Consider the following 12,041-nt stretch of genomic DNA (forward strand, 5'->3'; position numbering starts at 1 on the left):
ATCCTCACTCAAAAAACATTATCAAAGCCACTCGGTGAATGGCTTTTGTAATGAATTTATCGGACCAGCGTTACTTTCGTTTTTGTAAACCGGCGCACCAGTCGAGCGGCTTCACGCTGGAGCTCGCCTTCGATCTGAGGAGTAAGTGGCTTACGTGCATATTTCCGGCTTATTTCTTCAATCACCTGGTTTATTTGCTCATTACTCGGCGGGATTACTTCGACATTTAAGCGAGCCATCAAGCCACCTCTTTTTCGGTTAGTTTCTCGACCTTATCACGAGCAAGCGAACAGCACAGGCGCACAAACAATGACGCTATTACGTAGGCTACCGCTGTAAACACCCACCCACCGTATGCAAGCATGGAAGCCCCCAGCACCAGGCAGAACCATCCCCATACTCTCGCTATTGCGTTCTTGCGCTTAGCAAAGCGTTCAAGGTATTCAATACCCTCCCGCCGGGACTTATCATCCTTTGAATACTCGACACCAAACGTAATAATGAGAGCTAACAAACCAACTACCGCGCCAAGCAATACGATCACCCAGTAGGCGGCGGCAACAACTCTCAATAAAGAACCGGCACCTGTAGTAACAGCAAAAAGCAAAGCGGCGAGCAGCGCGTAAAAAGTTATTTTTGTTGCTGCATCAGTGAAAAATTTCTTCATTGCGTTTCCTTTAAGGTGTGAGCCTGTCGTACAGGAGCAACGCCCGAGAGAGGTCGCCACCTTTAACGATGCTCCTCAGGCTCACTACTGAAAGACTCTCTGAAATGCGCGTACGAGGCGCAGAAAAAAGCCCCGCTATTGCGAGGCTCTGGTTTTCTCTATTTCACGTATCCCAGCCAGCTGGTTATTCGCTTTTTCGATAGCGGCCAGCAGCGGCTTGATCCAGAGAACAGCTTGGCAATACGTCAGCGCGCTGGTGGTAGTGGCGCTATCACCGGCTGCGTCAGCGTCCCCGGAATCGGTGTGCACTGCGCTGGCACGTAAACTGTTCGCGTAGCTGAGCAGCCCACCAGCGACATCAGCAGGAACAGGCAGATCACAGGTTTTTTCACGGCGGAGGATCTCCCGATATTCGATAACGGTTTTATCGGAGCTGGCATCAATCAGCGAGTTTAGTCGGCTGGCGTTTTCGGCAACCTGGTTAAACCGGTTGAAGTTGAAAGCCTGAGCAGCGATAACCGTCCCCTGCAGGGCGTTGTCACTGCGCAGAACGCCGTTATCACTCTTCAGCGTAGCTACGTCAGAGCGGCTGTTTGCCAGCAGGACACACAGCACGGCGACTACTGCAATGACGGCCACCAGCAGTATCAGACGCCATGAGGCTTTGATATCGGCTATGGTGATCATTTCAGACCGTCCAGACAGAGAGCTTCCTCTTTACCTGCGCGAGTCACCAACCCAGGAAGAACCCGGCCGCCACCGTAAACCCAGCGAGGAAATTGGTAGCACGCCGCCTTAAGGTCACCTTTTCGGAACAGGGAGAACATTGTCGAGCTCCGCATATTGCCGCACCCAGCACGGAACGTGACCGATACTACAGCGCTGAAAGTATCATCAGACAGATTTCTGCCGTTGGCGTACCGGTTAACACAGGATTCAGCATCGAGGATATTTTTTTCCCATTCCGCCGCGATCTGCTGGTCGTTTTTAACTGTGCCGGGTTTAACCCCGTGGGTGTTGCCCATGCCATCAGTGAGCACACCAGCCGGGCAAATATAAGGATCTCGACGACATGATTCCGCGTTGCCGATGAGTTCAAGACCGCGCTCATTGGTCCGAACATGCCCAGCGTTGAGCACTATTGCGATAATCGTAGCTACCGAGCAAACAATTCCGGCAGCTCCACTTTTCTTACTCAGTTTCAACTGTGCCACTAGAAATTCTCCGCATAGCCTCCGTTACCACCTCGGCGGTAGCCGGACGATCGGAGTGTGGTTTTTTACCTACATCTGATAAGTAGTTCGCCAGCAGTTGGGTTCTTTTCCTTTCCTCTGCCATGCGCTCACGCTCTTCTTTGCGCTTTGCGTAGTAGGTTTTTATCGTGAAAAATGCCGATACAAGGGCACCGATAATAAATACGTAATCCTGTAGGCTGAGCAAAGAGAACACCCCTAAAGCAGCCGACCACCAATACGGTAAGTCGTGTCCATTTGTTGGGTTCATACGTTGCATTCCACACCTCCGGGTTCGGGGTGCTGTGTGATGAAATGGGAAATTAAATTCTGCGGAAAGCGTACGAAGCGACGCCCTTACGCCCTAACTGGCATTCGATTGTGTTTTGCTCTGCGCAGGTGAAGCCCTGCTCTGCAAACCAGCGCCTGATACCTTCATCAGTGAAATACCAGATGTGCTCGTTCTTTCTGAAATGATGGGAGCGGAGAATGTCTCCGGCATCAGTGAAAATCGGGATCGACACGAAAACGTATTCACTGGCCTGCTGTACCGCCAGCTCCGGCTCGTCGATGTGTTCCAGTACATCCCACATCGTCAGTGCTCGCCACTTATTGGCGTAGAGATCTGCGAATGCGCCCCGCTCGTTCAGCCAGGCAATACCGGCCGGATTAACGTCATACCCAAGCGTTCCCGGTCGGATAGAGACGAACTGACCGGCACCGATACCAACGTCGAGAACAGGGCCGTGAAAATGGCGATCCACCAGCTCAATACGGGATTGCGTTAAAGCTCTGCCCGTTTCGGTGTCAGCCAGCTGCTGATACTTTGCGAAATACTGCTCGTCATACGGGCGTGATGCCGGAACGGGGTAACGTCCGATCCCCAGCTCCGGTAAAAATACCAGCCCGCTTTCCAGTTCCTGATAAAACGACTTCATGGAGCCAGGCCTCGAATTTATCGGAGAAATTTGAAATCCGCTTGTCGCAGTGGTGATCCCATGCTTCACAGCGGCAGTAATTGTCGGGAATTGCCCAGCCAACACGAGAAAGGTCCATCGCCGGATCGGTTACGATTTCCGGGGCGTTGTGGCCGCCCCGCCCACCAGCAACAACATAGACAGGCGTTCTGTAGGCGATGGCAGCAGGAAGCGCCCAGCCAACCGGCGAAACCACTACGGCAGCGTGTTCAATCAGGCGCATCAGCGATTTAAAATTGAGCTGGCCGGAGTGCAGCCGCAGATCCGCTTCGGGAAGTTCGCCGACCGCCCACTCTTCCCCCTCCTGCAGGTCAGCCACGCTGATCACACAGAAATGTTTTCGCAGTAACCGGGAGGCCTGCAGCAGATAATCAGGATCAGGGTTGCGAGAGTCGCTACGCCACTCAGATCGCACTGTTGCCGGGCGGATCACCGCAATCGGCTTTTGGTGGGTAAATTCCGCCGGGCCGAAGGAAGGCAGATCCAGCGCTGCTGGCTCTACGCCGAACTGCTGGCGCATAGCGTCAAAAATTGAGCCGCGCCGCAGGTGCTGTGGCCCGTAGAAAATGCGCTTTGTCTGGCGCATATCCGGTGGCTGCTGGAAAGCGGCTTGCGTCCGGTATTCGTTCTTGCGTTGCGTTCGGAGCGTTGTAAAGCTACGAACGGGCAGAACGGGTAAATCTTCGTAGATTTCAGGCCAGGCGGTTTTGATGTAACTCCCCGGCGGTAACTGCTTTACGAAAGCCCGCTGGTAGATACTGTCACCCATGCCCAGCATGCCATCGATAAAAAGAGGAACGTTCAAAGTGCGACCTCGCGAAGCGCCTCATTGAGGCTGAGCCGCCGGAAGCACTTCAGCGCAGTCTGGCGGCTGCTGTTAATGATGTTGACCTTCCCGGCCAGCGCTCTGGCTGTACTGGCGAACTCGCCGCGCCACCGTTCGGCATTTTCTGCCGTTGGGTTATCGAGCCCAACATGATCACCATGCCAGTGACTGCCATCAGCGACAGAACAGTCGAACCCGAGCAGAATGATATTTTTCGCGCCCAGGCTGGCGGCGAACAGAATTGATCGCTGACCTGAGTTGAACGCCCAGCGCGTGTCCGTATCGAAAAGGTGCAGGCCGTAGCGCGTGTGTGCCCGATAATTGCAGGTCCACAGGGCAGCCGAGGGAGGCAGAACGCCAATATTTGCATCCCACCAGCGAAGATCACCCGCGTAAATGTGCGAGCAACCCGGTACCGCGTGCCAGGACGAATTGACCGCTATGACGGGAAAGCCCGTGCTGATAGCCGTCTGACAATCGTCGTGAGTGAGGGATGGACCGGAAGCGCAGACGATCGCCGTGTTCATACGAGAATCACCGTTTGATATTGAGCCGAATAGCCCTTGCAATTGGCTCACACACTGAGCCGAATTTCCGAATGGCTGCCGCTGTCACCCGCATGGTGTCACGATTGCGAAATCACCACTGTTACAGCATTGGTGGTGATCGTATTCTGCCCGTCGCCGCACTTATCACAGGTGCTATCGTGACGCTCCATTGCAATAAACGCGGCGGCTATGCAACGCCCCAAATATTCAAAATCACTCACTCCCGAGTTAGCCCGAGCCACAATAAGCTGGCCCAGTGCGATTTTTGCCTGTGAGCGGGATTCAGAAGATAATTCGTTAAATTGCATAACTGGCTCCAGAAACGACAAAACCCCACCATTGCTGGCAGGGTTTCGATTATTAAGCGTTGTGTCGAAGTGACCACTCTTAACACGTTAAACTAAAAAATGCGGACCGCACTAGCACTTTTTTGATTATTTTGAATGCTCACTACGGCGTCCATTTCCAGGCGAACATCCAGCATCGACAGGCAGCCTTCAATGAATCCCTCGGCAAGCAGCATCTCTATGCGTATCTGCTTTTCGCTTTTCTTCCTGCGCTTCGCCATCTGCCGTTTTGAATACCGGAGAATATAATGCCCGACCAGCAAGTGATAATCGTATGGGCATTTTTTTATCAGGCGTGCCATGCAGCCCTCGATAATCAGCCCATCGTCGTCGGTACACATGATCCGCGTTTTGCTGGTTTGCGGAAGCAGCCCCTTAAAACCAGCAGCGATGGAAGAATAATCAATATTGCATGAATCGCTTGCCGCCCACGCGCCCCACATATCAAGAACCTTTTGCATATCACGCATCATGCAGCCACCTTTTTCTTATAGAAAACCTGCTCACGGACCTGATCACCGTTCATGAGCATGTCGTTGAAATCGCCGTTATCAGGCCAGCGCACGCTGACTTTAACGATGTCATTTTTCGCCATGAGATTGGCGTGGGCGCACTCGAACGCCGCCGCCTGGCCGGTGGCAGAGTGTTTATCCATATCAGCGAAAATAACCAAGTGTTTTACCCCCGCCGGCGCACGGAATTTCTTCATGAAATTGCTGTTCATCACCGCCCAGGTATTCACGCCGTAGATCTGATAACAGGACAGCGCCGTTTCGATACCCTCGGCGATCCCCAGCGTTGAGGAAACCGGAAACATGCGAATGGCTACAGAGCGGGCATATTCGAGATAGTTGTCTTCCTGCAGGGATTTTTGCCGTTTGGCGCTTTCGCCCAGCGGCGCTTTGCGATCCCCTTCGAGCAACGTCCGATGGAGATAGCACAGCTCACCTTTATCATCGGTGGCGAGGGCGTAGAGGACGTGATAAATCTTGCCAGCATGGCGCTGCTTATCGCAAAACCTGATGGCTTCAGCGGGTAATTTGTTGATCCCGCGCTGACGGAAATATCCGGCACCATTGGTACCGTGCAGAGCCGGAAGTTTTGAAAACTTGCTGATCACCCGCTGGCGCAGCTTCGCGGCGGAGCTGTGGGCAGGGATTTTTTCACGCTGGTAGTCATTACCAATAAGCTGATCCACCTCGGCGCAGAGTGCCGAGAAGGTTTTACTGGTCTGCGTGGCCGAAAGCAACTTCATGCCGTCGCCGCTGCCGCACACGCAGATCCATGTACCGGCACCATCGCGATCGTCTATACGGAACTTACCGCGTGCGCTGCATACCGGGCACTCCCCTTTGTAGTGGTTTTTCCCGGTTATTGGTGGCAGGCCGTAATGCTCAAATATTTCGGGCCAGCGGCCTTTCGCCGCTTCTGCTGTCTTCACGCTGTTCTTCTCCCCAGCATACTACGAATGTTAGCAACCTGATTTCTGGCGTTGATGATCCGGTTTGTGGTGTTGTCGGCGGGCTCCTCCGGCTGACTGCCGGACCTTTCCCGCCCCTTCGCAAATTTGATCTGCTTGTGTTTGATGTAGTTGTTTACCTCAGGGGTAATCTCCATCGGGAAATCGCTCAGCCCATTGGGCCACTCGTCGAATTTTTCGCGGAATGTATGCGCGCACCAGCCGTCACTGATGGGTTTACCCATAGAATTACGCTGGCGCTGATAGAATTTGATTTGGCTCCACCAGGACTGTTTGTCCGACTTGGTGTAAACCTTTTCGCCCTTTTTGAGCTTTTTGATATTTCGCTGGGTGTCGGTTTCCACATCCTCCCCCACCAGTGGCTTAAAGCCGCATTTCGGGCAGACGTAGACGCCAGCAGGCTTCATGAAATGGCATTCCGGGCATTCCTTCGGAAGTTTTTCCTCCCGCTCCTCAGCCGTGCGGGCTGCGGCCTCTTTCATGCCATCGTTTTTGGACGGGAGATCGTTGTACTCAATCGCGTCAGGAAACCCCAGGCGGTGGACGGTGCCACTGTGATCGAAGATGAGACAGGCGTCTTTGCCCGGTGCAGTGCGAAGACCGCGCCCGAGTGCCTGAAGCCAGCGAATTTCGCTTTTCGTCGGACGGGCGTAAATGACGCAGCGAACATCACTGTCGAAGCCCGCCACCAGCACGCCGACGCTGACAATGATTTTTGTCGCGCCAGTTTCAAAGCGGTGGATCATCAGCTGGCGTTCTTCGTGCGGCGTTTCGGCCACCATCACCTCAGCATTCACGCCCGCTTTGTTGAACTGCATCGTGACGTAGTTGGCGTGGGCCTTATTGACGCAGAACGCCACTGTCGGAAGGTCCCGGCCGTTACGCAGCCAGTTATCGACAATATCGCCCACCAGGTCAGAGCCGCACATAATCTCCGCCAGCTGCGCTTCGTCGTAGTCGCTGCCATACTCCATCGACGCTTTAGTTTTAACGCCTTTCAGATCCGGCTTTGTTGGCGCGTAAAATTCGTAATTACTCAGATCGCCACGCTGGATAAGCTCGCCGATGGTGGTCGGCTTGATAAGGCGCTGGTAGTAATTCCCCAGGAAAGGTGAAAATGGGGTTCCCGACAGGCCGATAACCTTCGCTTTGGTTTCCGTGGTGATCCGCTCAATCTCTTTCAGAATGCGGCGTTTGCGCAGATGGGCTTCGTCGATAATCAGCAGATCGATATCCTGCGGGAATTCCCGGCGGATCAGCGTGTCGGCGCTGGCAATCTGGATCTGCAGGCTGGGGTCATAGTTCGGATGGTCACGCCAGATAAAGCTGATCTGGTCTTCCGGAAGACCATACTGAGCGAAGCGCTGCGCCGTCTGGTTGATCAGGATGGTGTAAGGGGCGACAAAGAGAACGCGCATACCACGGCTTACCAGACCATCAGTAACGAAAGCAGCCAGTCCAGTTTTTCCGCTGCCGGTCGGCATATACATCATGAAAGATTCATAGGCCTTCCAGTCGCGGCGCAGCATGTTCAGCGCGCGTTCCTGTGCAAAATTTGGTGTGATGTTCAGCATTATCAACCCCTTTACGTTTCACTCTTCCAGGAAAAACCTTTCCCGATTTCTTACCCGACCAACTGCGCATCACCTTGCTAGTACAGTGGCGATTTTGGGCTCTGTCTCTGAGATCAGCACCTACCTAACCAATGGAGCTGCCTTCTGGAAAAGGCCTATTCCCATCCCTCTCCGATCTCCCCCCTTACCCCCCTCTTACCTCTCCCTTATTCATGTACTAGATAGCTAGTACAATCAGGCGTAAAAAAGTAAGTGGGTGGTCCCAGCTTCATCAGCAGCTGACGCCTTTAAGTCAGACTGCAACCAGGCACCTTTAAGCCCGGTATCGTCAGGCGCGCTGTTGCGTTCCTGCCAGAGGCGGCTGGGCCGTGTAGCCCTGAATTGCCCGCCCGTGTGTTTCAACGAACCTGCGAAGCCTCACGTTGGCTTCATGCCTTGCCCGGTTCTCCCTGCGGTATGTAACCGGCTCGGCGTCAAACGTGATTTCGTAAACCTCTGCGTACTTCAGCGCGACTTTGCGGCGGAGGGACGGAGGCAAACTCAGTAACTGCTGCTGGATCCACGCTGCATCTGCCTGGCTGTAAGCCAATGGCAGATCAACCTGCACATAATCCGGGTACATATCGCCTCCGGGGCATGTCACACCTCGCTTTGCTCTGCGTGACTTGTTCCGCGTAACGTTTCAGGTAGTCCGTCATCAGTGCTTGGATATAAATCAGGGCGAATTTCATGTGGAATGACCTTCCAGCCCGTCAACTCACAGAGCTGTAATACAAATCGAGGCGGGATAACTGACTTGCTAAACCACTGATTTACTGCCTGAGGCGTGATCCCTAACCCTTTAGAGATAGCGCGCTGAGAGAGCAATTCCCCCAAACGAGAGCGAACGATTTCGTTCATAAATCACCATCAAGTTAAATTTGATATTGAATGTAATATATCAAGTTTTAATTAACATGCAACACAAACACTTCTCATGTAGACTTGATATCAAGGATTGCTTTATTTTTATGCGTGATAATCTTGCGAGTAACCGACAAACTGGGAGAGGTTATGGACACCACAAACACGATCAACGAACTGCTAAAAATGAAGGGCTGGACTCAGCGAGAACTGGCTCGCAGGCTCAATGTCAGCGCCCAATCAGTTCAATACTGGACAACGGGGAAAACATTCCCAAGAGGTAAGCGACTTGCGCGGCTTTCGGAGATCAGCGGTCTCCCGCAATCATGGTTTCTTGGCGAGAAACAAAGCACGACTTTCCCTGCGGCCGCTGCACCAGATGAGCAGACTGATAGCGTTACTTTTAAGGTTCTTGATGTTGAATTCAGTTGTGGTGATGGGACGAGTGTAAAGGGGGACTTTGTTGATGTTGTCAGGTCAATAGAACTTGATCCAGAGTACGCCCGCCAGCTCGTAGGTAATAGACCATTCAAAAATATCGAGATAGGTAATGCTCGTGGGGACAGCATGTGTCCCACTATAGCCCCTGGAGACCTACTATTTCTCGATAAAACAGTTACATACTTTGATGGTGACGGGATCTACGCTTTCTGTTTTGATGGGGAATGTTATGTAAAACGCCTGCAAAAGGTTGGCACAAAAATAGTGGTCTTATCCGATAATGCAAACTATCAAGCATGGAATATAGAAAAAGAAGCATTAAACATGCTCTACATCCAGTCAAAAGTAATATCCTCTGTTCCTTTCAACATCAATAGATTTGGATAATTAATTGATTTATAACGGGCTTGTGCCCGTTACCTCGCTGTCTTCGCATATCATCAAGAAAATAATCAAGTTTAACTTGACACAAATCTCATCTGGTCATAACCTCTAATCATCAAGTTAATCTTGATTAACTTAAACCAATGCGACACTACCGTGTTCATCGATTAGGGGAAGAAAATGGATACTCTCAATAATTCGCTTAATAAAGCGCAAGCAGTCCTAAGCTCTCTCTTTGAAGCCTGCCACGAAATTGATATTTCTGAGATAGAAACAAATCTGTCAGTCATTAATGCTTACTTATGTGATGCCATAGAATCTATTTCCAAAGGCGAAGGTAAGGGGATTACTCGCCCTACAGATAAAGAGTGTGATGACGGCTATGATGATATATTTGGTGCGGTTGTCACTGCAGAAAAACGTAAAGAACTTACACATATATATTCTGAGAATTATTTCACAGATAAAGATAGTGACAACCCATTGTGCCTTATGGCTTCAGTCATATTTGATTACGTAATAAAAATAAATGGCGAATTAAAAGCCATCAAAGAAAAGCTCAACTAAAAAAGGTGAAAATCAAATACAGCTTAACCGCTGGGGATCTTTGCCAGCGTCTACGGGCTCCTTGTTCCTTCACTCATTTCGATGAAGGACACCGTGTCCGTTATCTCTGGCTTAGCACTGGCATTCCTGACCCCGCCGTGCCTCTACGCCATTTTTATGGGTCTGTCTTCCGGAAAGGATAAAAAATGAAAAAGGTTATTTTCGCTGTTCTGATTTCCGCCGCCGCTGCTGGCCTGACTGGCTGCGATCGTGTCGAACCCGGCAACGTAGGTATCAAGGTGAACAAGCTGGGCGACGACAAAGGCGTTGGTGAGGTTGTCGGCGTTGGCCGCTACTGGACCGGCTGGAACACGGAGGTCTACATCTTCCCGACCTTCAAACAGATGAAAACCTACGACGACGCGTTCAATTTCCAGATGAGCGACGGTACGACAATCGGTTATCACATCGGCGTGGCGTACAAAGTTGATCCAACCAAAGTTACCACCGTTTTCCAGACCTACCGGAAAGGCGTGGACGACATTACCGATACCGACCTTCGACAGAAGATCGCCGATGCGCTTAACCGTCTTGCCAGCCGCATGAGCACCGACAAGTTCATTGATGGTGGTAAAGCGGATCTGCTGGAAAGTGCCCTGAAAGAGATCCAGTCCGACATGGGGCCGGTCGGCATTCAGGTTATTAGCCTCTCCTATGTTGGCCGTCCGGAGTACCCACCGACTGTTATCGACAGCATCAACGCCAAAGTCACCGCCAACCAGAAGACGCTGCAGCGCGAGCAGGAGGTGAAACAGCGTGAAGCTGAAGCCAACATGCTGCGCGCGGAAGCGGATGGCCAGGCAGACGCAAAACTGAAGCTGGCAGAAGCCGAAGCGAAATCTATCCAGATCCGTGGGCAGGCCATGCGTGAAAACCCCGAGGTGCTGCAGCTGGAAGCCATTAACAAATGGAACGGCACCCTGCCGCAATACATGACCAGCGGCGCTGGCACTCCATTTATCCAGGTTAAGTAATCGCACCAGCCCGGTGTAGCGCCGGGCTAACAGAAAAATGAGGCTGAAATGAAAATTGACTTCAACGACTACGGGGCCGTGGCATCGGTGACGCTCACCAGCACTATCTTTGAGTTTCGCAAGCATAACCGGGTGGTCGACACCACTCTGTTTCTGGTGCCGGGAGTGGTCAGCGAACGGCGCGGCTCCTTCTTCATGAAGACGTTTATCTCAGGGAAAACCCGCGATGCGCTGCGGGCTTATAAAACCGTACAGCGTGAGGTGAAACGATGAGCAAAGGCCAACAACCAGCCTAGCCATGCCCCAGTAACGCAACCCCCTACGGCATGACATACCGCCAGTACCTGGTAAGTCAGCTTGCGCCCGTAGTCGCTGCGCAGTTCTTCGAAAGCAATGCCTGGGATGATTACGACGACATGGCCGGATCACTAATGATGATGGTCGACAGCATTATTGAAGCGGAGAAGGAGACGGCAAAGTGAGCAAAATTCAGAACCCCGTGGTGATTATTCACAAACGAGAAAATAGCGATACCTACGCTGTCGCGATAACCAGCGGCAGCAGTGACTACCGCGATGCGGTTTTGATGGCAACAATGGAGCCGGATATGACGGGTGATTCTGTCGATACCTGGAGTAAAACTGGCTACTACATGGCAGCAGAGATCGAACGTCTGCGAGCCCAGAAACAACCCGAGTATCCAGAGTTGTTACCCTGCGCTGTTGAATTAAAGCCAGGCCTGATTATCGGAAAAGGGTGTAAGACAAACACCATGCTGGAGTCATTGCAACGGCGTGCTGATTATTACGCCGAAATTGATGCCATGACCCCAGAGGAGCGCGTTAAGCATGACACCAATATTGAAGCGGTTAAAGCAATGCTCCCTTCTGTTTCGCCGGCGGCGGCCACAGCCAAAACGCTGACCATAAATCTGCCCGATATCAGCTCGAAGGCATTCTGGAGCGGTACAGGTAAGAGCGAGGTTTTCCATCCTGAAACCTACCGCCGCTGGGTGAAGGAAGCGATCGAGCGTAATTGCGTTATCGCAGGTATTGAGGTGAAGGTGAAATGATTAGCAATTC

The 12,041-nt window shown here is 52.0% G+C and carries 20 protein-coding genes and 1 pseudogene; 7 read left to right on the plus strand and 14 right to left on the minus strand.

The window, feature by feature from the left end:
• Positions 1 to 56 precede the first annotated feature (56 nt).
• The 14 genes from FEK66_RS08130 to FEK66_RS08195 all read right to left on the minus strand — a co-directional run bounded on the left by FEK66_RS08130 (position 57) and on the right by FEK66_RS08195 (position 8,551).
• Positions 57 to 239, minus strand: a complete 183-nt coding sequence (locus FEK66_RS08130; RefSeq protein WP_063931084.1) for a hypothetical protein — start codon at positions 237 to 239, stop codon at positions 57 to 59.
• Positions 239 to 667: a hypothetical protein gene (locus FEK66_RS08135; protein ID WP_023344738.1), complete on the minus strand. Its 429-nt coding sequence runs from the start codon at positions 665 to 667 to the stop codon at positions 239 to 241. The genes FEK66_RS08130 and FEK66_RS08135 overlap by 1 nt, the downstream gene beginning before the upstream one ends.
• A gap of 135 nt (positions 668 to 802) precedes the next feature.
• The gene (locus tag FEK66_RS08140) at positions 803 to 1,354 is read right to left on the minus strand and encodes a hypothetical protein (protein ID WP_135494744.1); all 552 of its coding nucleotides are present in this window, start codon (positions 1,352 to 1,354) and stop codon (positions 803 to 805) included.
• On the minus strand, positions 1,351 to 1,881 hold the full coding sequence (locus FEK66_RS08145; RefSeq protein ID WP_084832871.1) for a lysozyme: 531 nt from the start codon (positions 1,879 to 1,881) through the stop codon (positions 1,351 to 1,353). Before FEK66_RS08145 ends, FEK66_RS08140 begins: the two co-directional genes overlap by 4 nt.
• Positions 1,859 to 2,179, minus strand: a complete 321-nt coding sequence (locus tag FEK66_RS08150) for a hypothetical protein (RefSeq protein ID WP_060569213.1) — start codon at positions 2,177 to 2,179, stop codon at positions 1,859 to 1,861. The genes FEK66_RS08145 and FEK66_RS08150 overlap by 23 nt, the downstream gene beginning before the upstream one ends.
• A 43-nt stretch (positions 2,180 to 2,222) precedes the next feature.
• Positions 2,223 to 2,837: a methyltransferase domain-containing protein gene (locus tag FEK66_RS08155; protein ID WP_135494746.1), complete on the minus strand. Its 615-nt coding sequence runs from the start codon at positions 2,835 to 2,837 to the stop codon at positions 2,223 to 2,225.
• Complete coding sequence (locus tag FEK66_RS08160; RefSeq protein ID WP_240782932.1) at positions 2,743 to 3,681, minus strand: hypothetical protein; 939 nt, start codon at positions 3,679 to 3,681, stop codon at positions 2,743 to 2,745. The genes FEK66_RS08155 and FEK66_RS08160 overlap by 95 nt, the downstream gene beginning before the upstream one ends.
• Positions 3,678 to 4,229 carry a hypothetical protein gene (locus FEK66_RS08165; protein WP_135494749.1) on the minus strand — a complete coding sequence of 184 codons (552 nt, stop codon included), beginning with the start codon at positions 4,227 to 4,229 and terminating at the stop codon, positions 3,678 to 3,680. Before FEK66_RS08165 ends, FEK66_RS08160 begins: the two co-directional genes overlap by 4 nt.
• 98 nt (positions 4,230 to 4,327) lie before the next feature.
• Positions 4,328 to 4,558 carry a hypothetical protein gene (locus FEK66_RS08170; protein WP_135494752.1) on the minus strand — a complete coding sequence of 77 codons (231 nt, stop codon included), beginning with the start codon at positions 4,556 to 4,558 and terminating at the stop codon, positions 4,328 to 4,330.
• A gap of 92 nt (positions 4,559 to 4,650) precedes the next feature.
• Positions 4,651 to 5,067: an antiterminator Q family protein gene (locus tag FEK66_RS08175; protein ID WP_138211451.1), complete on the minus strand. Its 417-nt coding sequence runs from the start codon at positions 5,065 to 5,067 to the stop codon at positions 4,651 to 4,653.
• Positions 5,067 to 6,038, minus strand: coding sequence for a toprim domain-containing protein (locus tag FEK66_RS08180; protein WP_135494755.1), 972 nt, complete (start codon positions 6,036 to 6,038; stop codon positions 5,067 to 5,069). The genes FEK66_RS08175 and FEK66_RS08180 overlap by 1 nt, the downstream gene beginning before the upstream one ends.
• Positions 6,035 to 7,651 (minus strand): DEAD/DEAH box helicase, encoded by a 1,617-nt coding sequence (locus FEK66_RS08185; RefSeq protein ID WP_135494758.1) that lies wholly within the window; start codon positions 7,649 to 7,651, stop codon positions 6,035 to 6,037. Before FEK66_RS08185 ends, FEK66_RS08180 begins: the two co-directional genes overlap by 4 nt.
• A 328-nt stretch (positions 7,652 to 7,979) precedes the next feature.
• Positions 7,980 to 8,273 carry a hypothetical protein gene (locus FEK66_RS08190; protein ID WP_135494761.1) on the minus strand — a complete coding sequence of 98 codons (294 nt, stop codon included), beginning with the start codon at positions 8,271 to 8,273 and terminating at the stop codon, positions 7,980 to 7,982.
• A gap of 17 nt (positions 8,274 to 8,290) precedes the next feature.
• Positions 8,291 to 8,551, minus strand: coding sequence for a YdaS family helix-turn-helix protein (locus tag FEK66_RS08195; protein ID WP_135494764.1), 261 nt, complete (start codon positions 8,549 to 8,551; stop codon positions 8,291 to 8,293).
• A gap of 153 nt (positions 8,552 to 8,704) precedes the next feature.
• On the opposite strand from FEK66_RS08195, the gene FEK66_RS08200 reads away from it, so the two are divergent.
• From FEK66_RS08200 to FEK66_RS25970, 7 genes and pseudogenes are all read left to right on the plus strand, one after another.
• The gene (locus FEK66_RS08200) at positions 8,705 to 9,382 is read left to right on the plus strand and encodes a S24 family peptidase (RefSeq protein ID WP_138211442.1); all 678 of its coding nucleotides are present in this window, start codon (positions 8,705 to 8,707) and stop codon (positions 9,380 to 9,382) included.
• 177 nt (positions 9,383 to 9,559) lie between these two features.
• On the plus strand, positions 9,560 to 9,946 hold the full coding sequence (locus tag FEK66_RS25965; RefSeq protein ID WP_240782934.1) for a hypothetical protein: 387 nt from the start codon (positions 9,560 to 9,562) through the stop codon (positions 9,944 to 9,946).
• A gap of 30 nt (positions 9,947 to 9,976) precedes the next feature.
• Positions 9,977 to 10,135 (plus strand): hypothetical protein, encoded by a 159-nt coding sequence (locus tag FEK66_RS26280; RefSeq protein WP_346763424.1) that lies wholly within the window; start codon positions 9,977 to 9,979, stop codon positions 10,133 to 10,135.
• A complete protein-coding gene (locus FEK66_RS08210; RefSeq protein WP_135494767.1) occupies positions 10,132 to 10,959 on the plus strand; it encodes an SPFH domain-containing protein in 828 nt (275 codons plus the stop codon). Before FEK66_RS26280 ends, FEK66_RS08210 begins: the two co-directional genes overlap by 4 nt.
• A 48-nt stretch (positions 10,960 to 11,007) precedes the next feature.
• Positions 11,008 to 11,232 (plus strand): hypothetical protein, encoded by a 225-nt coding sequence (locus FEK66_RS08215; protein WP_135494770.1) that lies wholly within the window; start codon positions 11,008 to 11,010, stop codon positions 11,230 to 11,232.
• Positions 11,233 to 11,285: 53 nt separating this feature from the next.
• A complete protein-coding gene (locus FEK66_RS25665) occupies positions 11,286 to 11,441 on the plus strand; it encodes a hypothetical protein (protein WP_167854239.1) in 156 nt (51 codons plus the stop codon).
• Positions 11,442 to 11,866: 425 nt separating this feature from the next.
• A pseudogene (locus tag FEK66_RS25970) lies at positions 11,867 to 12,031 on the plus strand (ATPase); the annotation flags it as partial.
• Positions 12,032 to 12,041 lie beyond the last annotated feature (10 nt).

The sequence above is a fragment of the Escherichia sp. E1130 genome, from assembly GCF_005781065.1.
Taxonomy (GTDB): domain Bacteria; phylum Pseudomonadota; class Gammaproteobacteria; order Enterobacterales; family Enterobacteriaceae; genus Escherichia.

What these genes read in the sequence shown, in the direction of transcription:
- FEK66_RS08130 (WP_063931084.1), bottom strand. Translation starts at nt 239, where the DNA reads ATGGCTCGCTTAAATGTCGAAGTAATCCCGCCGAGTAATGAGCAAATA.
- FEK66_RS08135 (WP_023344738.1), bottom strand. Translation starts at nt 667, where the DNA reads ATGAAGAAATTTTTCACTGATGCAGCAACAAAAATAACTTTTTACGCG.
- FEK66_RS08140 (WP_135494744.1), bottom strand. Translation starts at nt 1,354, where the DNA reads ATGATCACCATAGCCGATATCAAAGCCTCATGGCGTCTGATACTGCTG.
- FEK66_RS08150 (WP_060569213.1), bottom strand. Translation starts at nt 2,179, where the DNA reads ATGCAACGTATGAACCCAACAAATGGACACGACTTACCGTATTGGTGG.
- FEK66_RS08155 (WP_135494746.1), bottom strand. Translation starts at nt 2,837, where the DNA reads ATGAAGTCGTTTTATCAGGAACTGGAAAGCGGGCTGGTATTTTTACCG.
- FEK66_RS08165 (WP_135494749.1), bottom strand. Translation starts at nt 4,229, where the DNA reads ATGAACACGGCGATCGTCTGCGCTTCCGGTCCATCCCTCACTCACGAC.
- FEK66_RS08170 (WP_135494752.1), bottom strand. Translation starts at nt 4,558, where the DNA reads ATGCAATTTAACGAATTATCTTCTGAATCCCGCTCACAGGCAAAAATC.
- FEK66_RS08175 (WP_138211451.1), bottom strand. Translation starts at nt 5,067, where the DNA reads ATGCGTGATATGCAAAAGGTTCTTGATATGTGGGGCGCGTGGGCGGCA.
- FEK66_RS08185 (WP_135494758.1), bottom strand. Translation starts at nt 7,651, where the DNA reads ATGCTGAACATCACACCAAATTTTGCACAGGAACGCGCGCTGAACATG.
- FEK66_RS08190 (WP_135494761.1), bottom strand. Translation starts at nt 8,273, where the DNA reads ATGTACCCGGATTATGTGCAGGTTGATCTGCCATTGGCTTACAGCCAG.
- FEK66_RS08195 (WP_135494764.1), bottom strand. Translation starts at nt 8,551, where the DNA reads ATGAACGAAATCGTTCGCTCTCGTTTGGGGGAATTGCTCTCTCAGCGC.
- FEK66_RS08200 (WP_138211442.1), top strand. Translation starts at nt 8,705, where the DNA reads ATGGACACCACAAACACGATCAACGAACTGCTAAAAATGAAGGGCTGG.
- FEK66_RS25965 (WP_240782934.1), top strand. Translation starts at nt 9,560, where the DNA reads ATGGATACTCTCAATAATTCGCTTAATAAAGCGCAAGCAGTCCTAAGC.
- FEK66_RS08210 (WP_135494767.1), top strand. Translation starts at nt 10,132, where the DNA reads ATGAAAAAGGTTATTTTCGCTGTTCTGATTTCCGCCGCCGCTGCTGGC.
- FEK66_RS08215 (WP_135494770.1), top strand. Translation starts at nt 11,008, where the DNA reads ATGAAAATTGACTTCAACGACTACGGGGCCGTGGCATCGGTGACGCTC.
- FEK66_RS25665 (WP_167854239.1), top strand. Translation starts at nt 11,286, where the DNA reads ATGACATACCGCCAGTACCTGGTAAGTCAGCTTGCGCCCGTAGTCGCT.